Genomic DNA, 24817 nt, shown 5'->3' with positions numbered 1-24817 from the left:
GGGCTAAAAATCAGGAGAGCGTCAATATTAAATCAATGTTGTATAGATTTCGTTTATTAGCACCTATTTGGCAGCAAATCCGCTTTTCCTCGGTATTTCCTTATCTCAGTTTACTGCTGTGGATACTCCCCTTATTGCTATTTAGTTCTGGGGATAATAGCCTGATGGCGCATGATGAAGGGCTTTACGCCAGGCGATCGCGTGTAATGTTTGAATCTGGTGATTGGATAGCGCCTTGGGGTACTGTTCATCATAAAACCCCTGGCCCTTATTGGATAATTGCCATTTCATATCAATTATTTGGTATCAGTGAAGCTAGTGTGCGATTACCTAGCATGATTATTGGGATTTTGAGCGTATTACTAATATATGAAATTGGTAAAATTCTGCTCAATCAAAAATTAGCTTGGCTAGCAGGTTTAATTTTAAGTGTACAATTTCTCTGGCTGCAATATTGCCGCTTAGGTACACCAGATGTACCCATGATTTTTTTAGTATTGTTAGCTATTTTCTCTTTCCTGAAAGCAGAATTACATCCTAAATATGGCTATTTTTGGACTTTTATCGCTGGCTTAAGTTTGGGGTTAGGCTTCTTAGTTAGAAGCTTTATGATTTTTCTGCCAATTGTCGCTTTATTACCTTATTTAATTGGAGAACATCGCCGTCATCGCCATCTGACCAACCCTGGTTTATATTTAGGTTTTGCAGTGGGTTTAATTCCTACCTCGGTTTGGCTATGGCTGAATTGGATGCGTTATGGCAATGATAGTTATGAAGAATTATTCAGGTTTGTTTTTCAGTTGGGTTCTAATGAGCGTGGTGGAAATGGCATAATTTTCTATTTGTGGAATGTGCCACTAAAAGCCTTTCCCTGGTTCTTTTTGAGTCTTTTAGGCTTATTTTTGCTGCTGCGTCGTCCCATTCCTCGCTACCAATTAATATTAGTTGGTTTCCCACTGACGCTGTTTGTTGAACTGAGTGTTTTCTCAACTCGTCTGTCTCACTATAGCCTTTGTCTTTACCCTTTTATAGCAATGCTTGCGGCTGTGGGTTTAAGTTGGTTGGGGAAATGGGGAGATAGAAAATTAATCAGGAAAGTTGCTGGTGTTCTCAGTTATACCTTTGGCGGATTGGGTATTTTATTGGTGGTAGCAGGGATAGTTATTTTAATTGGGGTGGATGGTGTGGAGGTTCGCCAGTACGCCTTGCTGGGCTTAATTATGGGGTTTGGGTGGTTAATTTTGCCCCTGGTGTGGATTGGTCGTTACCAGTTTGAGTATTGGGTGGCGGGTTGGTTAATTCCTTGTTGGTTAGGTTTGGCTGTGGCTGGAAATTTAGGCTTATTAGGTGACTATAACCCGGATGTGAGGGTGTTTCTGCAACAACCTGCGATCGCCTCAATTGTGCAGAATCACCCTATTTATTTTTTGCAGGTAGAAGGTAAAACTGGGGTATTACTCAATTTTTATACTCCCGTTCATGGTAAACAAGTAAATTCAATTACCGAATTACCAAGTTCTAGCTACGCTTGGATTTCTGCAAACCAAGGGGCGGAATTAACCACACCCCACCAAGTTATTGGTACTGTCCAAAAACACCAATTAATTCAAGTTTTTTAAGAGAGGGAGTGGGGAGTGGGGAGTAAAGAATTTTGGATTTTGGATTTGCAATTTTAGATTGCAGTTTAATCCAAAATCTAAAATCTAAAATCTAAAATTGATTGACCAATGACCCTATTTCTTACCTTTCTTGGTATTAAACTTGGTGGAAAATACAGTAGTAAACATCATTAACATACCGCCGATAAGAATAGCGATCGCCAATCCTCCTGTGATTAAATCAAGTAAATTGCTGTTTTCCATAGTTAGTAATTAAATCAGTGAACAGTGAACAGTGAACAGTGAACAGTGAACAGTTATCACACCAATGTAGTCATACCAATTCTTTATGAGGATGCGCTGAATTATAGGAGGAACGAACCACGTTCGCGAAGCGTCTCCCCTTGGGAGAAGAACACGAAGAACACAAAGAAAGAAAGAAAGAAAGAAAGAAAGAAAGAAATTCAGCGCAGCTTTACACAGAAATGGTATCAGGGATTTCGAGCTAATTATTGCTCTTAGGACTTCCAAATAAAAAAATACTCAATCACCTAACGCAAAAAACCTCTCAAAATCTCATAACTCTGTGTCCTCTGTGTCTGGAGTGGTTCGTTTATTTAGATAATTTATTTCGAGGAAGTCCCTTAAGTGATAACTGATAACTGATAACTGATAACTGTTAAAAATCTACTCCGCGTTTGAGTTCTACGCCTTGATTGGCATAATGTTTGTGACAGTATACCTCAGAGTGAACGCTGGCTAAATCGAAGTAGGCTGGTTGTTGTTGACAGCGACCAGTGATAATGACTTCGGTATCGCGGGGTTTGCGGAGTAAGGCTTGGACTATGGGTTCTACGGGAAGTAGTTCTAGGTCAACTGTGGGATTGAGTTCATCGAGAATGATGGTTTTATACAGTCCAGAGGCGATCGCAGTTTTGGCAATTTCCCAACCCCTTTCAGCTTCTACATAGTCCAATTCTTGGCGACAATTGCGCCAAACAATCGCATCTCGACCACAGCGTTGATGATCTACCACCTCTGGATATGATTGCTGTAAAGCGGCGATCGCTGCGTCCTCTGTGTAGCCACTACCACCTTTGAGCCATTGCATAATCAACACGCGGGTAGACCCTGGATGATTAATTCCCCGACCAATGGCTTTTAATGCTTTGCCTAAAGCACTGGTAGACTTACCTTTACCAGCACCAGTATAAATTTCAATCCCCTCAATAAATAGTTCTTTGGCTTTTGGATGGTCTTGGGGTTTCATTTCCGAATGTAAATCGGCAATATCGAGCAAATCTTGGGGTGCGGCGCGTCCAGTGGCGATGATTTCTAATTCCTGGGGTTTGGATTTTAATGTCCGTACCACCTCATCCACTGGTAGCAAACCCAAATCTAAGACTGGGTTAATTTCATCTAAAACCACAACTGAATATAAACCAGAAGCGATCGCACCTTTGGCGACATCCCAACCCCTGATTGCTTCTTCTCGGTCAAAGGAGGTAATTTCCTCATGGCCAAAAAATTCGGCTCTCCCAGTGCGAACCTGATCAATTAAATGGGGAAAACCACGCTGCAAAGCTGCGATCGCGCCATCTTCATCATAATCACGTTCTGGCCCTTTCAAAAACCGCAACAATAAGACCCGACTGGAATCGCCCGGTGTATTTATTCCCAAGCCAATTGAGCGCAAAACTACCCCTAAAGCCGCTTGAGACTTACCTTTACCCACGCCATCGTAAACGTGAATTTGACCTGTGAGCCGTTCAGGACGCACTTGCGCCGTGCGAATACCGATACCGTTCCTTGTCATGTCTTGAAAAGCTGTAACGTGGGAATCTGTCACCTAAATTTTACCTTAAACAGCAGAAGCCATTAAATAGCAGTACAGATATAGCGCTGCTAGACTCAAGCCAACAGGGTATAGTATCAAAATGACCAATAGTTCCTTAATGGTACAAGCCCCCAGATTTATCTGTGGAATCAATCAATCGAAAATCCCAAATCTAAAATCCTCAAGCCCGTAGATTTATCTGTGGGGTCAATCTAAAATCTAAAATCTAAAATCTAAAATCTAAAATTGTTTGACAAGCCCTAGGGCTTACTGACTACACAATGAATAATATTATACTGTGACACCAAGATGACTATCAACAATAACAATGAGATAATTAAACTCAGCCATTAATCTGAAGATTTTATGCTTGGACTTGGAGATTTCGCTATTCCTAGAATATTGCCTATCGGTGCAATTTTATTTGAATTTTTGTTTTTACTGATTGCCATTCCTATAGAAGCATACGTTTTGAACAAGAGGCTAAAATTTGACAAAAAAACTAGTGCTTTTTATGCCATAGCTATAAATCTTTTTTCCAGCACTATTGGTTGGATAATCTTTTTTATCATAGAACCAATGTTACCTATAAATTTAAAATCAGAATTAATTAGTTACACATTTTTTCATACTTTTAGATTGCAAAGCACACAAACTTTTCTGATTTTCACTGCTTCGATCATGTTTTTTATGACATTTTTGATGAAATTCTTTCTTTTAAGGTTTTTTGTAATTTCATTAAAAGAGAATTTGCCAAAACTTTATGAAAATACTCCAGAGAATAAGCGATTAAAATGGCGACGCTCCAGCATTGCTAGATTGCAAAGTACAAATTTAGTTACTACTATCTTGATCGCAAATTCCCTGAGTTACAGCGCCATTAGCTTAATTATCTTGTTGAGTAGAAAGTCAAGTTAATTGATAATTTTATAGGTTTAATTAATTAGAGGTGTGAAGGATGCAAACATTATTTAAAGATATTTTCGTATTTTTCCAGTTTTTTGCCGGCATTTATGAGGGAATTAAAAAGCTATTAATTCCCCCCAAAGCTTATTCCTGGCAAACATTCATTTATTTGAGTGCTTATTCGTGGATACTTTCATTTTTGGCTGCGGGTTATGTAGAAAATGTCATTGCATTTTTAGGGTGGTTATTTTTAATTGCTGGTACGGCTTGGTATACTACTGAAGATCCTTTAAGAGTTCCTGGTACTTTTATGCCAGTGGGAGCAGTCATAACTGGATTTTTAGTCAGTGTTTTTGCATTTGGTAATTCCGAGGATGTGATTACACCCAGAACAATTATCCTCTGGCCGACAATCGCGGGAATAATTACAGCAATTCCAGATTTTATTGAAGGTACTGATAGCAGCACTACAGCGAAAATTCCGAAACCAGAAGTTCGGGAAAAAATCATAGTTTTAGTAGCTAGCTGTATGCTAATCAGTTGCTGGATTCAGTTTTACTTTGTCATGGATAATTGGTTAACACAATACCCCAGCATACTCACAGATGACTTTGGGCGTAGTACCTTTGTGATTAGAATCGCAGAACCAGAAACACAGACAACACCAGAAGTCCGAAAAATCCCCAAAAATGGTGTTACCATTCTCGATACACTGCAAACAAGAGTAGAAGAAGAGTTAAATCAAAAACCTTGGTCACAAGTGGAAAGATGGTTGCTAGAAGCAACAAAGGAAGTGAAAAGCTTGGGGAATCAAGTTATAAATCAGCAACTAGGAGAATATGAAGAAAGAAAGTTATGGCGTTTGGAAGCGCGTGTAACTAATATCAAATCTGGATATAAATTAGATTTACTCAGTATTTGGGATGGTCCGAGTTCTGATATTAAGGGGTATTATCTGCAAAAGTCTTGTCAAGTTGAACCAATAGCAGTCTCCCAGGGAAATTCCAGAATTGCTCTGAACGAGGTAGAACAGAACAATACAGTGGCGGAAATTGAATGCGATCGCCTGAGTAAATTTATGGCGGGTGAACTACCAGCGAAGCAGTGAGTGGAAATGCTCGGAATTTGGGCATAATTTAACTGTTGACACTTTCCGGGAGCCAAACCACTCAGATGCTTGGTTCAACGAATAGGGGCGGGTTTAGACTCCCTACAACTACGTTGCTGTTTCGGGTGGGGTTTTCAACCTACCCTTGATAACTAATCATTGATTTTGAACTAAAAAACCATGAATTTCGGCAGAGTTTTTGTAATTGCGAAGAATGTATTTCAGGAAATGGTGCGCGATCGCATTCTGTATATTATCGGGTTTTATGCTATCCTACTGGCGATCGCTCTGCGGGTATTACCTGAATTTGCAGCTGCGACTGAAGATAAAATGTTTTTAGACTTTGGTCTAGGCGCAATGAGTGCTGTGTGTTTAATTGTTGCCATCTTTATCGGTACGGGATTAGTTAATAAAGAAATTGATAAACGGACTATTTTGGTATTAATCGCCAAACCTGTCAGCCGCAGCGAAATTATTGCAGGTAAATTCTTAGGTTTATCGGCTGTGTTGGCTGTACTTGTCGCCGTAATGACAATACTTTATTTGGGATTTTTGCAGATTGGTAATATTCCCCATTCAGCACTGAGCATTTTAATTGCCGCCAGTTTTTTAGTTTTGCAGTTATCTTTAATCACTGCTGTGGCTATTACCTTCGGTGTATTTACCAGTTCTCTGTTAGCGGTGACTTTAACATTTGCAGTCTACTTAATGGGGAATATTACTCCAGATTTAGTTAATCTGGGTCGTCTGAGCGATAACCCTGTAATTGAACGTATCACTCAAGGCTTGTACTTGATTTTGCCAGATTTATCGCGATTAGATTTGAAAAATGATGCTGTTTACGGCTTACCAGCGTTACCTGATACCACTGTACTGATTCACAATGTCAGCTATGGTTTACTTTACAGTGTCATGCTGTTAGCGATCGCTAATATTATCTTCTTACGACGCGAGTTTTGAAAAAGCTAGTCATTGGTCATTGGTCATCAAATCCCTTGTGAATATCGTATTTCAAGGACTAAGAACTAAAGACTAATGACTCCGCGAAGCGGTTTAATCAATAATAACTAGGGGTTGCTGAAAAAGTCTTGTCGTGGAGACAGGGAACAGGGAACAGTTTCAAGAGTTGGATAGGAGCGATTTTTCCTTTGAATCAAATTTAAATGCAAGGTTTTTAAGTTCTCACAGCCTAAAGGCTTGCACTTTTTCAATTTAAAACTCCCTGAAATCCTTTACCTGTAAGGTTTTCGTATTTATTCAGCAACCCCTAATTCATAAAACTCTCCCCTCTCCTTACTAAGGAGAGGGGTTGGGGGTGAGGTTCTGTATTCTATTAATTTGTAGCTGATTTCGCGATCGCCCCCAATTGTAACCCAGGCGGATAACTACCTTCTTCTTTAATCCGCTTAATTTCCTCATCGGTAATGCGTAAACTTAACTTTTGGGCTAATTCCCGGACAATATCCCCCCGGTCAATGACACCCGCTACCGTACCAGCAGGCGAAAGCACAGTAATTCGAGGTAACTGCTCATTTTCCAGCTTATTAATTACCTCAGCAATAGAAATCGATTCAGTTACAGAGGGAATTTCTGCTAAAGGATGGACAATACTTTGCACAGTTCGGTTTTCCCATTCGCTTCTTTCTACTAAGCGTAAATCGTCAATGGAAACCATACCCCGATAACGCCCATCAGAGACAGCAAAATAAACACTTGGGGCGTTGGTGTCCAATAAGTAAGAGTCAGCAAAAGCACGTAAAGTTTGGTCAGCATCGACTACGCGAAAATCACGAGTCATCGCATCGCTGGCTATTACCTTGAGTAGAGTTTCTTGTAATGTGGTTACACGGTCATAGCTGTTAGCATTACGCACAGCAAACCAACCGATTAAAGCAATCCACAAACCAGTGATTAACTCTCTGGTGAAGAAGTCTACAGCTAATCCTAATGCGATCGCACTATAACCTAAAATCTGCCCAGACTTCGCAGCCCAGTGTACAGCTTGAAAGCGGTTCCCTGTAATTTTCCACAGGGCGGCTTTTAAAACTTGTCCCCCATCCAGAGGTAAACCAGGAATCAGGTTAAATAGGGCGACTACTAAATTAATTCTCGCCAAATCCGTAACCATTGCTGAAAGGGGTGTAGATTCGGGCGTGATGTTAGTAGCTAGGCTAAATAGCAAAAATAGAGCAATACTTACCAAAGGACCCGCGATGGCGACTTGAAAGGCTTTTCCTGGGGTTTTTGATTCTTCTTCAATAGCCGCAACCCCGCCAAACATAAACAGAGTAATTGAATTAACTCTAATACCTTGCGATCGCGCTGCCAAACTGTGACCCAATTCGTGTAACAACACTGAACCAAATAATAGCAGTGCCATCACCATTCCAGCACTCCAACCGATAGCCGTACCCCATTGCTGGTAAGCTATGCCAAAGTTAAGCGTAGCTAGCCCTAAAATTACAAACCACAGTGGGTCTAAAAATAACGGGATGCCTAGTAAAGACCCGATGCGCCAATTTGTTTGCACTATATTCTCCTAAAACTAAATATTTGCCGCAATTAATCCTAAAAATGTGCAGTTTTTTTATACATAAAATTTAATCCCAAATCTCAAATCCAAAATAGTCTGAGATGTCCTAACTTCTAGGTTGACATATTCCCGACCCCCAGGACAAATAGCTGAGGGTGGGGATTTCCGCCGTTAAATAATGCCGAGATTGGTCAATCCCAAAACAGCACCGATACCAATCAGATGGCCAGCACTCATAGCCGCCAGGAAGGAACCGACGCTAGGATTGTTAAAAAGTCCTGGAAAAGGTAAAGGCATTTTATTCCCAACGTGAGGGTAGCTAATGGTGCGGGGAATAATCAGAAGGCATAATAAACAACTACCAATAATAATCGGAGTACCAATCCAATTCCATGTAGTGCCGGTATTGGGAACAGTAACTTGGACGACTAATAACATTGATGAGAATGAGATCATGGTTCTTGCTCCTGCATGAACAAACTGATTTAGCTGTCATTTCTCAACCATGTAAATAGTCCGCCTGATGAAGTAAGCGAATCCTCCCTCAAAGGGAAGGTTAGTTTCTCTCTCTTCTGTCGGAGTGATTACAAACCAATCTGATCATGCTAAATTCAATAGTTCCTTGAGTGGGGAGTGGGGAGTAGGGAGTGGGGAGTAGGGAGTAGGGGAATGGGAATTGGGAATTGGGAATTGGGGAATTGGGGAGTCTTAATTTTCCCCCCTGCCCCCTGCCCCCTGCCCCCCTGCTTCTTCCCCCCTGCCCCCCTGCTTCTTCCCAGTCCCTAAGTTCTCGAACCTACAGACGACCGATGTTAGTCAGCCCTAAGACAATACCAATGCCGATTACATGACCAAAAGCCATCGCACCGATAAATGCGGGAATGCTGATGGGCAGGATAGGCAACTTGGGGCCGACTAAAGGATACTGAATTCTGAGAGTTAGCAAAAGAACTATCAAGCTGCTGACGCTAATAATGATCCCTACTGTGGGAGTCCATTCAGGTGTGACGGGAACAGATGCGGCGGCTAGTAATGATGAAATCAAACTGGTATCTCCTAAATGACAAAATTAATTAGTCCTCCAAGATTATAAAGTTCCACAGCAAACAACCGAAAATTATTAGGAAATTTTCGATCTTTTTTTTCAGTTACCAATATCTCAAATTTATATGCGGGTTAAAATTTGCGGCATTACTCAACCAAAACAGTCTGTAGCGATCGCCAATCTGGGCGCAACTGCATTAGGATTTATTTGTGTACCCACCTCACCCCGCTATGTTACCTCACAGCAAATTCGGGCGGCTGTGGCGCAATTACCGGAAAATATTGACAAAATCGGGGTTTTTGCCAATACGAGCATTTCTGAAATTAGCCAAATAGTGATCGATTCTGGATTGACTGGTATCCAGTTACACGGAGACGAATCACCAGAATTTTGCTCCCTGTTACGTCAAAGTCTCCCAAATGTAGAAATTCTTAAAGCTTTTAGAGTTCGCAGTCTTGAGCATCTAGCTCAAGCCTCAAATTACACCGAATATATAGATACATTACTACTTGATGCGTATCATCCGCAACAGTTGGGAGGTACTGGACAAACTCTAGACTGGCAGATGTTAGAGCAATTTAAACCCAGTTGTCCTTGGTTATTGGCTGGGGGACTAACGCCAGATAATGTAGTGACTGCTTTAAATCAAGTCAAACCCGACGGGATAGATTTATCTAGTGGTGTGGAAATTAAACCAGGAGATAAGGATTTAAATAAAGTAGCACTGCTATTTGAGAAGTTAGGAAAATGGGAAAGCTAGAGGTTACAGTAATTTGTAGTCCCCATTCCCCACTCCCTACTCCCCACTCCCTACTCCCTACTCACTAGTAAAATGAAGGTTGGTGACGAATCAGGTTAAAGAATTCTTCACGAGTTTTTTGGTCTTCATCAAATGCACCAACCATTGCGCTGGTGACAGTCCAAGAACCGGGTTTTTGCACACCCCGCATTGCCATGCACATATGGGTAGCTTCCATTACCACGGCTACACCTTGAGGTTCGAGAATGGTTTGAATGGCTTCGGCGATTTGACGGGTTAATCTTTCCTGGACTTGTAAACGGCGAGAATACATCTCGACAATGCGGGCAAGTTTACTTAAGCCTACAACTTTTTGGTTGGGGATATAAGCAACGTGGGCTTTACCCATAAAAGGCAGCATATGGTGTTCGCAGAGGCTAAAGAAGTTAATATCCCGGACTAATACCATCTCGTTATGTCCTTCATCAAAGATGGCATCGTTAAGGAGTTCTTCGAGAGATTGGTTGTAGCCACTGGTGAGAAACTGCATGGCTTCTGCTACACGTTTGGGTGTTTTCAGCAGTCCTTCTCTTTCGGGGTCTTCTCCAACTCCTACGATTATCGCTCTGACTCCATCCATCATTGACTCCATTTCTTCGGCTGTCGGTGGGTGCAAATTCGGCTGTCGTCCATTATGGGTGTTGCGGTCGGGTTTGGGGCTGATGGCTTCTACTAAATCTGGGCTTAGAGGAGATTTCGAGCGATTGGAACCGTTGGAACTAGCAATAGTCATGATGTGATTACTTGGTTATGGTTTGAATTATTAGCGTTGCTGATTGAACACCAGGCGCACCAGAGTTAAAGAGCGCCAGCACTGGGCATTAACGTTAATTCGTCTATGACGGCTTGCTGTGGTAGTAAGGCTGTGTAGAGAATTGATTGGGCAACGACTTCTGGCGTTAACATTTTGGAACGGTCAAAATCTGACTGGACGGTTTCTGTGTCCCAGAGTTCGGTATTGACAGCACCAGGACAAATGGCTGTGACACGAATGCCGTGGGCGCGTTCTTCTTGTGCCAAGGTTTGAGAAAGTGCCATTACACCAGCCTTGCTGACGCTGTATACTCCCCAACCAGGAAAGGGTTGCTTGGCAGCAATTGAGGCGACGTTAATTATTGTGCCTGTGTGGCGTGAGCGCATTCCGGGTAATATTCCCATCAGGCATTGAAAGACGCTGGTGAGGTTCAAGTTTATGACTTTCTGCCAATCTTCTAAGGGGGTTTCGCTCAGGTTGGCTGTGTATGCTATGCCCGCATTATTTACTAATATATCTATGCCTCCAAAGTCAAGGGCGATCGCCTCTATTTCTGCTTTGACTTGAGTTATATTCGCAAGATCAACAGCGTAAGCTTTGGCTACTACTCCTGTATGTCTAGCTGCTTGGGCTACTGTCTCTAACTTATCTAAAGAACGGCTGACTAAGGCGACATCAATTCCCGCCTTGGCAAATGCTAAAGCCGTTGCTTTGCCAATTCCACTACTAGCCCCAGTAATTAGGGCGCGTCGTTTATCAAGACTCATGCTGTCTCCAATTTTGTTGGCAGTTCTGAAAACTTTTTTCCACCAGCCAATTACCCAAATCTTGCGGATGGGTTAAATTTAATTAACCTGAATTTCCGATGATTTATGGTTGATAACTAACTGCTAATTTTTTCTGTGAGCGTGGGTATTTTTTCCCGTCAGGTGTGTTCCCAGTCAGGATAACAAATGTTTAACTGGGAAATTATGTCATAGATTTAAATGTGATTACTGAATAACAGGCAAATCACTGAATCAAATCAAGTTGATTTGCTTAAAATACAAAAACCTATGGCTGTTGAGATTGTTAAAAATCTTTAAGTAGCCATAGGCATTATAACATTGCTGATGAGTAAAGCGGTTATTTTCTCGCAGGATTAGTGGGCAGCTTCAGTAAAAACACCAATTTTACGGAATTTTTCATAGCGGAGTTGCCGACGTTCTGGAGATGTTAAGCGGTTGAGTTGGTCTAAGTTGTCTAATAAGCTCTGCTTGAGAGTTGTGGCGGCTTTGAGTGGGTCAGAATGAGCGCCACCAGTGGGTTCAGGTAATATTTCGTCGATGATTCCCAAGTTTTTCAGGTCGTGGGAAATAATTTTGAGGGCGACTGCTGCTTGGGGAGATTTGCTAGAATCTTTCCACAGAATGGCGGCACAGGCTTCGGGGGTAGCGACGGTATAAACGGCGTGTTCAAACATCATGAGGCGATCGCCTACGCCAATACCTAAAGCGCCACCAGAACCACCTTCGCCGATGACTGTGCAGATAATTGGCACATCAAAGCAAAACATTTCCCGTAGATTATAGGCGATCGCTTCCCCTTGTCCTTGGTGTTCGGCTTCTATGCCTGCCCAAGCGCCTGGGGTGTCGATAAACGTTAAAATCGGCATCCCAAACTTATTGGCGTGTTCCATCAAGCGCAGGGCTTTCCGATAACCACCAGGGGAAGCCATACCGAAGTTACGGGCGACATTATCTTTAGTGTCGCGGCCTTTTTGATGCCCTAACATTACCACTGGTTGCCCGCCCAAACGACCTACACCACCAACTAAAGCTGGATCGTCACCGCCGCAGCGATCGCCATGCAACTCCATCCATTCATCACTAATGGACTGAATGTAATCAAGAGTACTAGGGCGGCGAGGATGACGAGCTACTTGCAGGCGCTGAGACGGTGATAAATTACTAAAAATTTCCTCCCGTAGTTGCATAGCCCGTGTTTCTAGTTTGCGAATTTCACCAGAAACATCAACGCTATTTTCTTCTGCAAGTTGCCGAATCTGATCAATTCGGTTAGCCAGTTCTGCTAGTGGCTTTTCAAAATCTAACAGTAGTGGTTTGCGCTCGGTAGTTGCCATCGTACAAGTTAAGAGTGTTGAGTGTGGAGTTATTTAAGGTGGGGATGTAGGGCATGGACTATTGGCTGTGATTTACTTAGATCGTAGTTCTCTCTTGGTACAGAATTGATTAATCTTGTCTGTACATCAGCTAAGAATTAATTAACCACAGATGTAGACGCGAAATTCGGCTTCTTGTAGGCTACACAGATAAATTCTGAATTTACAGATGAGATAATGCTATGAGTCATGAGTTCACGACTAAGGACTCAACTAGCAGGGGTCTAAATCCGTGTTTTATTGATGCTTGACCAATCTGCTCCATTTTGTCTACGGTAATCTGATTCCGCCCCCAAGAAAAGTTCGTGTATAACTTCTCAAATTCCAGCAGCATCGATTCCGCAAAACAAGCAAACAACTGACGTGCTGGCACATCCATATTGACTATTTTCATAATTTTCCAGTCAATATCCAGAGAATGTTCGACAATCCCACCATTTAGCACATGAACACCAGGATATTGAATTTTAGTCGCTAAGTTTTTCGGATAGCCACCATCAATGAGCAAACAAGGCCGCTTCAATACTTGGAAATCAATTTCCATGCTTTTGGGCATACTAGCAACCCAAACTACAATATCAGCTTCGGGCAGTGCTTCGTTCAAAGCCATGATTTTTCCTCGCCCCAGTTCGTCTTGTAAATCTTTGAGACGTTCATGATTGCGGGCGATGAGCAAAAGTTCCTTGACATCTGTTCTGGCATCTAACCAGCGTGTAACGGCGCTGCCAATATCTCCAGTTGCCCCACATATAGCAACAGTCGCTTTCGACAAATCAATTCCTATTTGTTTCGACGCTTGTTCCACTTGCCGACAAATAATGTAAGCCGTGTGAGTATTCCCGGTGGTGAAGCGTTCAAACTCTAGTTTGATGTTGCGGACTTGGCTAAACTGCTCCAATTTAAAATTTTCAAAAATAATTGAGGAAAATCCTCCTAAAGCAGTGATATTGATGCCATGCTTTTGAGCATGAGCCATAGCGTTGAGAATTTTGCGTGTTGCGGCCTTGATGCGGCGATTAGCTAGCATTTCCGGCAGAAAACAAGATTCTACATACCGTCCTTCAATTGTCTGCCCAGTTACACTGGTAACTGTGATTTCATCGACAATTTGCGGCGGGGCGCTGCACCAAAAATCTAGCCCTTGATCGGCATATTCTGGATAACCTAATTCTTTGGCTACCGATTGAGCGTGTTCTAAACTAGTCAAATGTCCAATTAGACCAAACATGTATTGATGTATTAGGCGTGTGCTTTGTCGAAAGCGTTGAATAAGTGGGCAAGAATTAAATACCAATTCGTAATATTTCCTTCGGAAACGCTACGCGAACGTAATTCGTAATTCGTAATTAACAAAATCCGACTCTATTCTAGTTTCCTAGTTGGTATCTGTCGGATTATCGCTTCAAATTGATACAACTTTGAGAAAGAGGAAACAAAGCGTAAGATTTGTCCGGGTCAAAACAGGCAATTTTTAATACTCAGCACTCAGCACTCAGCACTCAGTGTCCGGGCGGGTTTACTAAGGATTTCGACAAACCACAGACTGATTGCTTAAACCCGCCCCTACCCACTCAGCACTCAGCACTCAGCACTCAATTAAGCGGCTGTGAGTCCGTAAGCTGACATTTTCATAATGTCTCTGGTAGTGAAACCAATGTTACTCAAAGTTTCACCGTATTGAATCATGAAGTCTTCTACCAAAGCTTCTTTTTCCATTGCTAAGACGTGGGCATCATTTTCAACTTCGTTGAGCATTTTCCAAACAATGGGTAGGTTTTGGCGATTGGCTGCTTCTAATTCCGCTTTGGATTGTGCGAAGTTTTCTTTTAACCAAACTTCCCCAAAGTTGAGGTGACTATACTCATCTTTTACGACTCCCTCTGTGATTTTACGGGCAAAATCATCAGCGACGGGAATGTAGATGTTGTATGCTGCGATCGCAAAGCATTCAATAATCAAAGATTGAATCAGCAAGCAAGTCACTACTTGACCTTCAGCCGCCGCTTTTTGGAAATTTTCGTGTAGTCCACTGAAAAACTTCTGAGCAAAGGGCATATCTGGTTTTACAGACAGATTCCGCCCACAAGCTTCAAAACCCTTTTTGTGGCGACTTTCCATTTTCGATAAACGAATCAGTTCATCTTTAAGCTCTGGGAGCATTTCTCCCAATGTGATGTAATTGTCATGAGCTTCCTGTTCGCCTTCAATCACAATCGCATTAATGCGGCTGTAGGCATCTTTGTATTTTTCGCTCTGAAAATCAATTTTTAATTCGGCTGCAAGTTGTTGCATGGTGTGTTTACTCCTGTAAACTTGAATCATTTGATACAAAAATTCGATTTTCCCTGTTTATTAAGGGTAATGATCGCTATGGTTTAATTTAACTTAACAAGTCACTATGTTATAGATTAGCTTTTGCTGGGGGCAATTCTCTAGTAATAGAACACAAATGCTTTAACGCTCAACTCATGTCCAAAATCAACTGGAATCTAAAATCTACCAATTTATTGAGATTAGGAGTGCTGGTATTGGGGGCATTTATTGTCCTATTGCCGTTGCTCGTGGTCTTTATCACCTCTTTTGCACCTCCAGGGGCTATTTTAGAAGTTTCACTCAAAACTAAGTGGTCTTTAGCTAATTACCGCGATGCTTGGGAGCGAGGTAAATTTTTACTAGCGTTTGCTAATTCTACCTTAGTCGCGATCGCTGTGACGGCTTTTCAGATGGTAACATCTGCATTAGCGGGTTATGCCCTAGCCAGATTTCAGTTTCGCGGGAAACAAGCGCTGTTACTGGTTGTCTTAGCTACTTTAGTCATTCCCTTTCAATTATTGGTGATTCCCATCTTCCTAGTTTTAAAGTGGGGACACCTGATAAACACTTACGGGGCGCTGATTTTACCAACGGCTGTCAATGGCTTTGGGATTTTCTTGTTACGTCAGTATTTCCAGACAATTCCCGTAGAGTTAGAAGAAGCCGCAACCATAGACGGAGCGAACCGACTGCAAATTTTGTGGCGAGTGATGTTACCTTTAGCACGTCCAGCCTTGGTGACGCTATTTCTGTTTACCTTTATTGGGGAATGGAACGATTTATTTAAGCCTTTGGTATTTACGACACGACCAGAATTAAGAACAGTGCAATTGGCTTTAGCCGAATTTCAAGAACAATTCACGAATAATTGGCCTCTCATGATGGCTGCGGTGACTATAGCCACTGTGCCGGTGATGGTGTTATTCCTCATCGGTCAGCGTCAATTTATACGTGGTATAGCCGCCACAGGGATTAAGAATTGAGCAGGGAGTGGTCCGTGGTCCGTGGTCCGTGTGGTCCGTGTGGTCCGTGTGGGGAGAAGACGGTAACTTCCTAATGACCAATGACCAATGACCAATGACCGAAGCGATTTTGGATTTTAGATTTTAAATTTTGGATTAAATGAAAATCTGAAATCTAAAATATTTGGTCTCAAGCCTCTGGGTTCACGCAGAAGAAAAACAAAAAGTTTTCCATGTTTAAGCCTCTTCTTTATAAGGAGAGGTTAATCCAAAATCGTAAATCCAAAATCCAAAATTAAGTGACCAATGACCAATGACCAATGACCGAAGCGATTTTGGATTTTAGATTTTAAATTTTGGATTAAATGAAAATCTGAAATCTAAAATATTTGGTCTCAAGCCTCTGGGTTCACGCAGAAGAAAAACAAAAAGTTTTCCATGTTTAAGCCTCTTCTTTATAAGGAGAGGTTAATCCAAAATCGTAAATCCAAAATCCAAAATTAAGTGACCAATGACCAATGACCAATGACCAAAGCGATTTTGGATTTTAGATTTTAAATTTTGGATTAAATGAAAATCTGAAATCTAAAATATTTGGTCTCAAGCCTCTGGGTTCACGCAGAAGAAAAACAAAAAGTTTTCCATGTTTAAGCCTCTTCTTTATAAGGAGAGGTTAATCCAAAATCGTAAATCCAAAATCCAAAATTAAGTGACCAATGACCAATGACCAATGACCAATCCCTAATTCGTTTCCTGAATTTGTAGGCGGATTGTGTGTTCAGTACCGCCACTCAATTGTAATTCCATGATTTCACCGCCCAGAGGTTCGACGCAAGTCAGGAGCGATCGCAAATTGGGAGTGCTTGCGCCAGTATCCACATATAATCTATCTGCCAAGTTACCGATGCGTTTCCAAGTCATGTATAACTTGGCAATGGTTTGTTCTATCTGTGATGCTTGATTGACTAAATCAGCAGCTATACTCAAACAGCCGATTCTTTGGGCTTCTTCTAGGGCTGTTTCAATGTCAATATCCGCCTGTGTCAGTGCTTGGACTTGAGCGGCTGATTTAAGATATTTAGCTAAATGACGCGCCTCTGAAGTTGCTTGTTTGAGAGTATCAACGTCAGGATTAGCCGCAATTTCGGTGTGAATCATCTTCTGGTGTGATTCTGGCAGTTTTTCCATTTCCTTCACCAGAGGGGCAATGTAGCGCGAGGGAAGGGAGTTGTCGGCTGCTTTTACCTTGACTGATTCTGGTAGTAACTCCGAGGACATGGCTGTCCATTCGTCGGTGAGTTGACGCACTTCTCTTCTGGTAATCTGGTCGCCTTTTTGCGCCGCTTCACTCACCATCTGTTGGACTTCTGGGACGGCTTTGGAGGTTTCAATAAATGCCCGTTTGCTAAAATTATTCACTGACGCTGGGTCAAGTTTTCCTTCTTCGAGGAGAGTATCAGCACTATTAGCTAGTTGAATCCAGGCGTAAGCTTGACTTTTACTGATTTCGCGTTCTTTGAGCCATCTGAGAAATCCTGTACCTCTTCCGTCACCACCTCTTTTTTCTCGGTCACGGATAGCCCGTAAGATGCGCCCCCGCCAGATTTCAGTTTGCAGGTCAAAGCGATCGCATACCTGCCATGCTACATCCAGTTGTTCTTGAAAATCTGACTCTAAAATCTCTTCATCTTCTGGATCTGGTAGTTCAAAGCTGAGGTCGGCTGGTTGTTGCAAAGCCGCAGCTAGGTCGTTGATGGATTCGGTATCTTGCACAATTGATAGCTAACTAATGTATGCGATTTTCTTTGGCACTGCGCGCAGCGCAATCGGCTTAATTATTACATATTTTTGTAACACATGAAACCTCACCCCAACCCTCTCCTTACTAAGGAGAGGGAGCCGGAAGGGGAGTTTTTTCTATCTAGGCTTGATTGCCAGTTTTAGCGGTAATTTTCTCTAATAGATGTCGGAGCGCAATCGGCTTAATTATTACATATTTTTGTAACACATGAAACCTCACCCCAACCCTCTCCTTACTAAGGAGAGGGAGCCGGAGGGGGGAGTTTTTTCTGTGCTAGATAAATCTAGGCTTTATTCCCAGTTTTAGCGGTAATTTTCTCTAACAGATGACTGACTTTTTGCGCCCTTTCAGGTTGTCGCTGTTTTTGTAATAAGGCTTTGGCTTGTTCTAGATTTTCTTTGGCTTTTTCTGGCTGTTTTTCTTCCATGAAAACATTTGCTAAACGCAGGTAAGCATCAGGATTTTTCGGACTGCTGCGAATCACTTCTTGATATAATTCTGTTGCTTCTTTGACATTACCTTTCTCTTTGAGAATATCTCCCAATAACAAGCGAACTACGTCGTTAGTGGAGTTGTTAGAAATCACTTTCCGAAAAGCTGCTTCTGCGCCTGGGTAATCTTTTTGTTCATAGAGTTTTACACCTTTTTGGAAAGAGTTTAAAGTTACCAAAGTTTTCCAAGAGAAATAAACGAGAATTGTCAAAGCGATCGCCACTGGAATTATGGCGAAAATGTCTGTATTTTTGAGATTTTCTAACATGGTTTTAAGCTAAAAGACAAGCGATGGGGAACATAATATATTCGAGGTAAAAGAGTTTCCAGATAAATTGGTAGAAATCAGCGATCGCACTTTTATCTTCTAAGTCTACGCCTAAACTTCGCATCCACATTCCAGCCAACACAATTAGATGAGTAATTACTAAAAACATTGGGTTGATTCCCGGAAAATTCAGCACACCAATGAGCATGATTCCCAAATAGCAAACAGTTAGTACCCAAAGCGCTAAATTAAATACGGCTTGTGGTCCGAGTTGGATGGTGAAAGTAGTGATATTGTAAAGGCGATCGCCTTCTAGATCGGGGATATCTTTAAAAATGGCGATCGCAAAGGTAAACACCAAAATAAATATGGTCAAAACCCAAACCGCAGGAGGAATTGTTGGAGTTTTTCCTAAAGCCCAATTAAAGTGTAAAAATAACCCCAAATTCACGATAGTTCCCCGCACTGAAAATATACACAGTGCCGCCCAAAAAGGAAATCGCTTCAAGCGAATCGGCGGTAAAGAATAAGCCGTACCAATAGCCAAACTCGAAGCAACTAATCCCAATAAAAAAGGACCAGTTAGCCAAGCCACAACCAGCGCCACAACGCCCATAGTGATGACAATTAACTGCCCTTGTTTATGAGAAAATTCTCCTGATGCAAGGGGTAAATGAGGTTTATTAATTTTGTCAATTTCAACATCTTCTAATTGATTCAACCCCACAATATAAACATTGCCACATAAACAGGCAATCCAAGCACCCAGAACAGAAATCAGTTGTTCATTAGAAAAACCAGTCGCAGAGATAGCAACAGCAATTAAATACAAACTCCACACACTCAAACTCGTACCAATAATCGTATGCGGGCGGGAAAACTTCCAAAAAGCATAAAGCCAATTACCTTGAAAATTAGAAGACTGACCAGAAATTTGATTCATAAAAATTGTAGATGAAGGAATGGGGAAAAGAGGAACGGGGGCAGGGGGCAGGGTGCAGGGGAGAAGTGGAACAGTTGTTGTGAAGTAACTGGAAGTTTAAAGTAATTTCTAAATCCCCCTTGCTCCCTGCTCCCCGCTCCCCTGCCTCTATTTAGTTCCGCATAACAAAGCAAACCGAATTAACCCACGTTTGTAACCGTCACTCATTAATCCCAGTGATAGTGCGCCTTGAATAGTTTCCCAACCAGAAGTGAGTAACCCAAACAGCGCCTGGGGAGTGAAAGCCGAATCAATCACAAAATCCCAAAATGGAGCCACAGCCGTTGACCAATCAGCCGTGCGAAGATTATTTAAAGGAAGTTGACGAGCGATCGCTTCGTATTCTGGCAACGAAATCACGTAGGGTAGACAATATACGCGATAAATATCTTGTAAATGCTTTTGTTCATCAGCCGTCAACGGTGAATTATCAGTGGGACGATGACACCAAGTCACCACAATCAGCTTTCCACCAGGCTTGAGAACTCGATAGCACTCTTGCAAAAACTTCGTTTTATCTGGCATATGTTCACCGCTTTCTAGTGACCAAACCAAATCAAAAGAATCGTCAGCAAAAGGCATTGCTTGAGCATCTGCGACTTGAAACCGACATCTACCACTCAAACCGGCATATTGGGCGCGTTCGTTGGCTCTAGCCGCTTGTACTGGACTTAAAGTAATCCCCGTGGCTTCAGCCTTAAACTTACCTGCTAAGTAAAGAGAACTACCGCCGATACCACAACCCACATCCAGAATGTTTTCTGCTGTTTCTACCTCAGCCCATTTGAGTAGTTCTTCGATTAAATCAATTTGAGCCAGTCGGCGCTCTTTTTTTTGGCTACCATCTGCGCCGTAATAGCCGTGGTGCATATGTTCGCCCCAAATCTGTTCCCACAGACCAGAGGAAGCATCATAAAATTGTTGTATTTGCTGGTAAAGAGTTTCGCTCATGAAGAAAGCAGTGTTAAAACAATGCCGAATTTAAATAAACATACTGGTAGGCTACCATGTGTGTTTTTAATTGAATAAGAGTGTTTTTGATTCCAGGGGTGTTAAATCCGTGAACAGTGAACAGTGAACACTGATCAAGGCATCAGGTGTGGGATTTCAACCCAATTATGTTTCTTGACTGATAACTGATAACTGATAACTGATAACTGATTATGACCGTTTCTCGCACAGTTTGCTTGGGATTTTTAGCTGTGATCACCGTGGGGACTATCCTGCTGATGATGCCTTTCTCTACTAGCAGTGGTAATTGGAATGACCCCATTGTGGCGCTATTTACAGCCACCTCCGCCGTTTGTGTCACGGGGTTAGCTGTAGTTGATACTGGGACTGATTTTTCTTTTTGGGGTCAGTTGTGTATTTTGCTGTTAGCTCAAATCGGCGGCTTGGGGTATATGACAACCACCACCTTTCTGATTATGCTCGTGGGGCGGAAATTTAACCTGCGGCACAAATTAGCCATTCAACAAACTTTAGATCGACCGGGAATGCAAGGTAGCGCTCAAGTGATCCGGTCAATTATTGCCACAACGATGATTTTTGAAATTACAGGCATTTTGTTACTTCTCCCGGCATTTGTTCCCGATTTTGGCTGGAATGAAGGACTTTGGCTGGCGATCTTTCATAGTATTTCGGCTTGGAATAATGCCGGCTTTAGTTTATTCTCAGATAGTTTAGTGGGATATCAGTCATCTGGGTTAGTGGTTTTCACTATTACCATGTTGATAATTTTTGGCGGTATTGGTTATCAGGTAATATTAGAAGTGTATCTTTGGGTGCGCGATCGCCTGCTCAAAAAAACCACCAATTTAGTTTTTTCTTTAGATTTTAAAGTCGCATCAAGCACAACTTTAATACTTTTATTTATCGGCACAATCGCATTTTTTCTCATAGAAACAAAAAATAGAGAAACATTTGGTTCACTGAATTTACCTACCCAGTTACTAGCAGCTTGGTTTCAATCAGTTACTACCAGAACTGCTGGTTTTAATAGCATTGATGTCAGTCAAATGACCACGGCTGGTTTATTTATTACCATTGCATTTATGTTTATTGGTGCTAGTCCCAGTGGCACAGGAGGAGGTATAAAGACTACAACCGTGAGAGTTCTCACCAGCTGTACAAAATCAATTCTTCAAGGCAAGGAAGAAGTTTTATTATATGAACGCAAAATCGCCATATCTTTGATATTAAAAGCTGTTGCTGTTTTAGTTGGTTCTGTCGCTATGGTGCTGTTCTCTACAATTTTAATTTCCCTCACAGATCCAGAATTAAATTTTATTCAACTGCTGTTTGAAGTTGTATCAGCCTTTGCGACTGTAGGGCTTTCCACAGGAATCACGAGTAGCGTCTCAGTACCAGCCAAACTGATTCTAATTGTGACAATGTATGTGGGACGAGTCGGTGTTTTACTGCTAATGGCTGCTGTACTAGGAGACCCCCGCCCCAGTAGGGTACACTATCCTGAAGAAAGTTTACTTGTGGGATAGCTGATTAGGTAGAGAGGGTGATGGAATGTTAATTAATGGCTAATTAATCAATCAATGTCAGTAACGTCTACTGATAAAATATGAATGAGTAGGCAAAAAACTAAAACTTTTAACAAATTTTAGTGTCATCGTTTTTACCCTATCCCCAGGTAGCGAAAATAAGGATAACAAATGTGAATCTGTCATCGATAGGCTTTTTTCGCAGTTTACGTCGAGATAACCACCAATTTGCTGTAATTGGGTTGGGTCGTTTTGGTAGATCAGTATGTTCAACGTTACATAAATTGGGTTATCAAGTACTGGCCACAGATGTTGATGAAAAGCTTGTATCAGATGCATTACATGAAGAGATGGTTGGTCATGCTTTACAGCTAGACTCAACTGAACCAGCTGCTCTTAAAGAAGCGGGAATATTTGAATTTGATACGGTAATCATCGCTATTGGTAACTACATTCAAGAAAGTATTATCACTACTTTGAATGTGAAAGAGGGTGGTGTACCTCATGTAGTGGCTAAAGCTTCTAGTGAAGTTCACCGTAAGCTGTTAAAACGAGTGGGTGCAGATCATGTAGTGTTTCCCGAATTTGAAGCAGGTTGCGCCCTAGCGCGATCGCTCACTAAACCATCTATTTTAGACCGATTTGACCTCGACCCAGAAAACAGTATTGTCGAGATGATTGTCCCTGATGAATTCCACGGTCGAACCATCTCGGAATTGCAACTGCGTAACCGCTATGGCTTGAATTTACTAGCCGTGAGTCAGGATGGTAAATTTAAAATCAATCCCGAACCCACTAAGCGTCTAGAACGGGGTACAGCAATGGTGGTGATTGGCCATAACAAAGATATTAATCGCTTGCCGATTTGAATTAGATAAATGGAAGATAAGAATTACACTTGATATGGGTGTAAAAAACCAGTAGAAACAAGTTTGCTTTTTTGAATGTTTATGGATTTAATACTTGAAGATTTGGCAGCAATTGATAATAAACTTTCTCAACGTTATATTGAACTTGACCCCGGCGGATATTTCATTATCTATTTAGATCGAGGCGCAGGGTTAATTTACGCCAAGCATTTCACAAATGTGATTGATGAGAAAGGTTTAGCCGTCGATCCCGAAACCGGTAAGGTAATTCCTGCTAGGGGGAAAGTGGAACGAACTCACACAACGGTTTTTAGTGGAAGGACGGCTAAGGAACTTTGTGTAAAGATTTTTGAAGAAACTCAGCCCTGTCCAGTCACTTTTTTAGACCATGCGGCTTATTTAGGGCGCGAATTTCTCCGGGCTGAGGTGGCTTTAGTGTCAGGGCAAGAGTATATTCAAGATTAAATCAGTGAACAGTTAGTTGATAACTGTTCACTGATAACTGATAACTGTTAGAGTTAGCCTTCAGATGATGGTTGGTTTACCTGGTAAACAAAGTAAGTAGCCATCGGGATCACGGTAGCGGCAATTAAAAGTCCTACTACCCAAGCAGTAGCGTTACCTTGATCCGTATCTTCGGCTTTGGTGAAAGTACCTTCTACCTGCACAGTTTCAGTAACTTCCGGTGGTCCTGGATCTGGTTCACCAGAGAGGACGGCGAGCAGGCGATCGCTTGCATCCACAAAAGCTTGGTTGTATTTATTACCATCTCTTATGGGTATACCCATAGTTTCTGAAACCACACTTTCGGCGATAGAGTCAGTCAACAAGGGCTTAACTTCTTCACCAGTCACAATAGCAGTACCGTTGGTAACAGTATCCAGTACCAACAATGTTTGATTAGCTTGTTCTGCTGGTGTAGGAAACCATTTTTCAAACAGTTCTTGAGTAAAACTTGCTGGTGTTTCACCGTAATCGAGGCGACGAATAGTCACAAATCTGACTTCGTTACCTGTTTTTTTTGCCAAATCCTCAAAGGTACTGTTGATTTTACCTTCGTTGACGCGACTAATAATGTCACTTTGATCTAAAACCCAGTTGTTTCCGCTCAGATTTGGGATTTGATATACACCTGTAGCTAATGCAGGTGAGACAAACACGGAAGCACCCAGAACTACCATCAGTAAGGGTACAACTAGCCGAAGTAGGTATTTTTTAAGACTAAATATTTCGTTAAGGATCTGTTTCATCGGATGATCTGTTTAAGACAGGCTTGCACCAAAAATACTACAGAACCAAGGTCAAAATCACCTGATTTACACATCTATTCAATTTTGGCGGTATTCAGCAGGATATTTTTCCTGTAACCATATATTTTACAGCTAGTCTTGACGATGAGCGATCGCGCGCCAGTGGCTTCTCTTGTGGTTTAAGCTACGGTGTACACACAAATGATTAAATTTACTCAAAATCCTTATTTGTAGGGTGTGTTGTCGCGTAGCGCAACGCACCATCATTTGTTTCATCTAGCAAAAAAATTAATCCCTATTGAATAACCCTCTTAACTCACCCTTTATTTCTAATTCGCTTCAGGTCTTCCCAAAACTTTTCTCTTGTTACTTTAGCTAAAGTTTCCTTTCTTTCCTGTGTATAGTCACCGCTTCCCCATCCAGCTTGTTGTAAAAAGCGAATAGCATCTACTTGACCCAAATTTTCTACTAAAATCTGATAACCTTTGTTTCTCAACTCAATTGGTGTCATCATTTGTTTTCCTCTTAATTAAAATAAGTATTCATTTGCAAATGAGAAAACCCATGCAGGATCAGGGGTTGAAAATTTATTGCAGGATTTAACTCGGATATCTGATCAATGCCGTTTATACTGGATTAAT

At 41.7% G+C, this 24817-nt stretch carries 25 protein-coding genes; 9 read left to right on the top strand and 16 right to left on the bottom strand.

Going from position 1 to position 24817, the window contains the following annotated elements; genetic code table 11:
- Positions 1-35 precede the first annotated feature (35 nt).
- A complete protein-coding gene (locus NSP_RS03320) occupies positions 36-1619 on the top strand; it encodes an ArnT family glycosyltransferase (RefSeq protein WP_017803794.1) in 1584 nt (527 codons plus the stop codon).
- Positions 1620-1733: 114 nt separating this feature from the next.
- Here NSP_RS03320 and NSP_RS27150 read toward each other — a convergent pair whose 3' ends face one another.
- Positions 1734-1862 carry a hypothetical protein gene (locus NSP_RS27150; protein ID WP_017803793.1) on the bottom strand — a complete coding sequence of 43 codons (129 nt, stop codon included), beginning with the start codon at positions 1860-1862 and terminating at the stop codon, positions 1734-1736.
- 415 nt (positions 1863-2277) lie between these two features.
- The gene (locus NSP_RS03315) at positions 2278-3414 is read right to left on the bottom strand and encodes a cob(I)yrinic acid a,c-diamide adenosyltransferase (RefSeq protein ID WP_006194192.1); all 1137 of its coding nucleotides are present in this window, start codon (positions 3412-3414) and stop codon (positions 2278-2280) included.
- A 387-nt stretch (positions 3415-3801) separates the two neighbouring features.
- On the opposite strand from NSP_RS03315, the gene fraC reads away from it, so the two are divergent.
- From fraC to NSP_RS03300, 3 genes are all read left to right on the top strand, one after another.
- Positions 3802-4353, top strand: coding sequence for a filament integrity protein FraC (gene fraC / locus NSP_RS03310; RefSeq protein ID WP_006194193.1), 552 nt, complete (start codon positions 3802-3804; stop codon positions 4351-4353).
- A gap of 40 nt (positions 4354-4393) precedes the next feature.
- Positions 4394-5449 (top strand): septal junction protein FraD, encoded by a 1056-nt coding sequence (gene fraD / locus NSP_RS03305; RefSeq protein WP_006194194.1) that lies wholly within the window; start codon positions 4394-4396, stop codon positions 5447-5449.
- Positions 5450-5629: 180 nt separating this feature from the next.
- A complete protein-coding gene (locus NSP_RS03300) occupies positions 5630-6409 on the top strand; it encodes an ABC transporter permease (protein WP_006194195.1) in 780 nt (259 codons plus the stop codon).
- Between the two features lie 373 nt (positions 6410-6782).
- Here NSP_RS03300 and NSP_RS03295 read toward each other — a convergent pair whose 3' ends face one another.
- From NSP_RS03295 to psaK (NSP_RS03285), 3 genes are all read right to left on the bottom strand, one after another.
- Positions 6783-7979 (bottom strand): site-2 protease family protein, encoded by a 1197-nt coding sequence (locus tag NSP_RS03295; RefSeq protein WP_006194196.1) that lies wholly within the window; start codon positions 7977-7979, stop codon positions 6783-6785.
- Between the two features lie 174 nt (positions 7980-8153).
- Positions 8154-8420 (bottom strand): photosystem I reaction center subunit PsaK, encoded by a 267-nt coding sequence (gene psaK, locus NSP_RS03290; RefSeq protein WP_006194197.1) that lies wholly within the window; start codon positions 8418-8420, stop codon positions 8154-8156.
- Between the two features lie 358 nt (positions 8421-8778).
- Positions 8779-9027, bottom strand: a complete 249-nt coding sequence (psaK, locus tag NSP_RS03285; protein ID WP_006194198.1) for a photosystem I reaction center subunit PsaK — start codon at positions 9025-9027, stop codon at positions 8779-8781.
- A 124-nt stretch (positions 9028-9151) separates the two neighbouring features.
- On the opposite strand from psaK (NSP_RS03285), the gene NSP_RS03280 reads away from it, so the two are divergent.
- On the top strand, positions 9152-9787 hold the full coding sequence (locus NSP_RS03280) for a phosphoribosylanthranilate isomerase (RefSeq protein WP_006194199.1): 636 nt from the start codon (positions 9152-9154) through the stop codon (positions 9785-9787).
- 64 nt (positions 9788-9851) lie between these two features.
- On the opposite strand, the gene folE is transcribed toward NSP_RS03280, so the two are convergent.
- From folE to NSP_RS03255, 5 genes are all read right to left on the bottom strand, one after another.
- Positions 9852-10559 (bottom strand): GTP cyclohydrolase I FolE, encoded by a 708-nt coding sequence (gene folE, locus NSP_RS03275; RefSeq protein WP_006194200.1) that lies wholly within the window; start codon positions 10557-10559, stop codon positions 9852-9854.
- A gap of 65 nt (positions 10560-10624) precedes the next feature.
- Entirely contained in the window at positions 10625-11347 is a 723-nt protein-coding gene (locus tag NSP_RS03270) for an SDR family oxidoreductase (protein ID WP_006194201.1), read from the bottom strand.
- Positions 11348-11721: 374 nt separating this feature from the next.
- Positions 11722-12702: an acetyl-CoA carboxylase carboxyltransferase subunit alpha gene (locus NSP_RS03265; RefSeq protein WP_006194202.1), complete on the bottom strand. Its 981-nt coding sequence runs from the start codon at positions 12700-12702 to the stop codon at positions 11722-11724.
- A gap of 226 nt (positions 12703-12928) precedes the next feature.
- The gene (locus tag NSP_RS03260) at positions 12929-13969 is read right to left on the bottom strand and encodes a long-chain acyl-[acyl-carrier-protein] reductase (RefSeq protein WP_006194203.1); all 1041 of its coding nucleotides are present in this window, start codon (positions 13967-13969) and stop codon (positions 12929-12931) included.
- 368 nt (positions 13970-14337) lie between these two features.
- Positions 14338-15033: an aldehyde oxygenase (deformylating) gene (locus NSP_RS03255; RefSeq protein ID WP_006194204.1), complete on the bottom strand. Its 696-nt coding sequence runs from the start codon at positions 15031-15033 to the stop codon at positions 14338-14340.
- Between the two features lie 176 nt (positions 15034-15209).
- Between NSP_RS03255 and NSP_RS03250 the strand changes: the two genes are divergently transcribed.
- Positions 15210-16037: a carbohydrate ABC transporter permease gene (locus tag NSP_RS03250; protein WP_006194205.1), complete on the top strand. Its 828-nt coding sequence runs from the start codon at positions 15210-15212 to the stop codon at positions 16035-16037.
- Positions 16038-16757: 720 nt separating this feature from the next.
- Here the strand turns inward: NSP_RS03250 and NSP_RS03245 are convergent.
- The 4 genes from NSP_RS03245 to NSP_RS03230 all read right to left on the bottom strand — a co-directional run bounded on the left by NSP_RS03245 (position 16758) and on the right by NSP_RS03230 (position 20510).
- On the bottom strand, positions 16758-17789 hold the full coding sequence (locus NSP_RS03245; RefSeq protein ID WP_006194206.1) for a hypothetical protein: 1032 nt from the start codon (positions 17787-17789) through the stop codon (positions 16758-16760).
- A 311-nt stretch (positions 17790-18100) separates the two neighbouring features.
- Positions 18101-18577 carry a tetratricopeptide repeat protein gene (locus tag NSP_RS03240; protein ID WP_006194207.1) on the bottom strand — a complete coding sequence of 159 codons (477 nt, stop codon included), beginning with the start codon at positions 18575-18577 and terminating at the stop codon, positions 18101-18103.
- 4 nt (positions 18578-18581) lie between these two features.
- Complete coding sequence (locus NSP_RS03235; RefSeq protein ID WP_006194208.1) at positions 18582-19520, bottom strand: homogentisate phytyltransferase; 939 nt, start codon at positions 19518-19520, stop codon at positions 18582-18584.
- Between the two features lie 147 nt (positions 19521-19667).
- Complete coding sequence (locus NSP_RS03230; RefSeq protein ID WP_006194209.1) at positions 19668-20510, bottom strand: methyltransferase domain-containing protein; 843 nt, start codon at positions 20508-20510, stop codon at positions 19668-19670.
- A 212-nt stretch (positions 20511-20722) separates the two neighbouring features.
- Here NSP_RS03230 and NSP_RS03225 point away from each other — a divergent pair, with 212 nt between their 5' ends.
- From NSP_RS03225 to NSP_RS03215, 3 genes are all read left to right on the top strand, one after another.
- Complete coding sequence (locus tag NSP_RS03225; protein WP_006194210.1) at positions 20723-22057, top strand: TrkH family potassium uptake protein; 1335 nt, start codon at positions 20723-20725, stop codon at positions 22055-22057.
- Positions 22058-22230: 173 nt separating this feature from the next.
- Positions 22231-22926: a potassium channel family protein gene (locus tag NSP_RS03220; protein WP_006194211.1), complete on the top strand. Its 696-nt coding sequence runs from the start codon at positions 22231-22233 to the stop codon at positions 22924-22926.
- 81 nt (positions 22927-23007) lie between these two features.
- Complete coding sequence (locus NSP_RS03215) at positions 23008-23391, top strand: DUF4346 domain-containing protein (RefSeq protein WP_042201511.1); 384 nt, start codon at positions 23008-23010, stop codon at positions 23389-23391.
- A 53-nt stretch (positions 23392-23444) separates the two neighbouring features.
- Here NSP_RS03215 and psb32 read toward each other — a convergent pair whose 3' ends face one another.
- Both psb32 and NSP_RS03205 read right to left on the bottom strand, forming a co-directional pair.
- Complete coding sequence (psb32, locus tag NSP_RS03210) at positions 23445-24176, bottom strand: photosystem II repair protein Psb32 (protein WP_042201495.1); 732 nt, start codon at positions 24174-24176, stop codon at positions 23445-23447.
- Between the two features lie 316 nt (positions 24177-24492).
- Positions 24493-24690 (bottom strand): hypothetical protein, encoded by a 198-nt coding sequence (locus NSP_RS03205; protein ID WP_231859527.1) that lies wholly within the window; start codon positions 24688-24690, stop codon positions 24493-24495.
- Between the last annotated feature and the right edge of the window lie 127 nt (positions 24691-24817).

The organism is Nodularia spumigena CCY9414 (assembly GCF_000340565.2).
GTDB classification, from domain to species: Bacteria; Cyanobacteriota; Cyanobacteriia; order Cyanobacteriales; family Nostocaceae; genus Nodularia; species Nodularia spumigena.
Note: the sequence above shows the minus strand (reverse complement) of the source record. Positions and strands in the feature narration are given on the sequence as shown.

Excerpts from the sequence above, each read along its gene's own strand:
- NSP_RS03255 (WP_006194204.1), bottom strand. The coding sequence starts at position 15,033 with ATGCAACAACTTGCAGCCGAATTAAAAATTGATTTTCAGAGCGAAAAA.
- fraC (WP_006194193.1), top strand. The coding sequence starts at position 3,802 with ATGCTTGGACTTGGAGATTTCGCTATTCCTAGAATATTGCCTATCGGT.
- NSP_RS03240 (WP_006194207.1), bottom strand. The coding sequence starts at position 18,577 with ATGTTAGAAAATCTCAAAAATACAGACATTTTCGCCATAATTCCAGTG.
- NSP_RS03235 (WP_006194208.1), bottom strand. The coding sequence starts at position 19,520 with ATGAATCAAATTTCTGGTCAGTCTTCTAATTTTCAAGGTAATTGGCTT.
- NSP_RS03230 (WP_006194209.1), bottom strand. The coding sequence starts at position 20,510 with ATGAGCGAAACTCTTTACCAGCAAATACAACAATTTTATGATGCTTCC.
- NSP_RS03225 (WP_006194210.1), top strand. The coding sequence starts at position 20,723 with ATGACCGTTTCTCGCACAGTTTGCTTGGGATTTTTAGCTGTGATCACC.
- NSP_RS03320 (WP_017803794.1), top strand. The coding sequence starts at position 36 with ATGTTGTATAGATTTCGTTTATTAGCACCTATTTGGCAGCAAATCCGC.
- NSP_RS03300 (WP_006194195.1), top strand. The coding sequence starts at position 5,630 with ATGAATTTCGGCAGAGTTTTTGTAATTGCGAAGAATGTATTTCAGGAA.
- fraD (WP_006194194.1), top strand. The coding sequence starts at position 4,394 with ATGCAAACATTATTTAAAGATATTTTCGTATTTTTCCAGTTTTTTGCC.
- NSP_RS03205 (WP_231859527.1), bottom strand. The coding sequence starts at position 24,690 with ATGATGACACCAATTGAGTTGAGAAACAAAGGTTATCAGATTTTAGTA.
- NSP_RS27150 (WP_017803793.1), bottom strand. The coding sequence starts at position 1,862 with ATGGAAAACAGCAATTTACTTGATTTAATCACAGGAGGATTGGCGATC.
- NSP_RS03315 (WP_006194192.1), bottom strand. The coding sequence starts at position 3,414 with ATGACAAGGAACGGTATCGGTATTCGCACGGCGCAAGTGCGTCCTGAA.
- folE (WP_006194200.1), bottom strand. The coding sequence starts at position 10,559 with ATGACTATTGCTAGTTCCAACGGTTCCAATCGCTCGAAATCTCCTCTA.
- NSP_RS03215 (WP_042201511.1), top strand. The coding sequence starts at position 23,008 with ATGGATTTAATACTTGAAGATTTGGCAGCAATTGATAATAAACTTTCT.
- psaK (WP_006194197.1), bottom strand. The coding sequence starts at position 8,420 with ATGTTATTAGTCGTCCAAGTTACTGTTCCCAATACCGGCACTACATGG.
- NSP_RS03250 (WP_006194205.1), top strand. The coding sequence starts at position 15,210 with ATGTCCAAAATCAACTGGAATCTAAAATCTACCAATTTATTGAGATTA.
- NSP_RS03280 (WP_006194199.1), top strand. The coding sequence starts at position 9,152 with ATGCGGGTTAAAATTTGCGGCATTACTCAACCAAAACAGTCTGTAGCG.
- NSP_RS03260 (WP_006194203.1), bottom strand. The coding sequence starts at position 13,969 with ATGTTTGGTCTAATTGGACATTTGACTAGTTTAGAACACGCTCAATCG.
- NSP_RS03265 (WP_006194202.1), bottom strand. The coding sequence starts at position 12,702 with ATGGCAACTACCGAGCGCAAACCACTACTGTTAGATTTTGAAAAGCCA.
- psb32 (WP_042201495.1), bottom strand. The coding sequence starts at position 24,176 with ATGAAACAGATCCTTAACGAAATATTTAGTCTTAAAAAATACCTACTT.
- NSP_RS03270 (WP_006194201.1), bottom strand. The coding sequence starts at position 11,347 with ATGAGTCTTGATAAACGACGCGCCCTAATTACTGGGGCTAGTAGTGGA.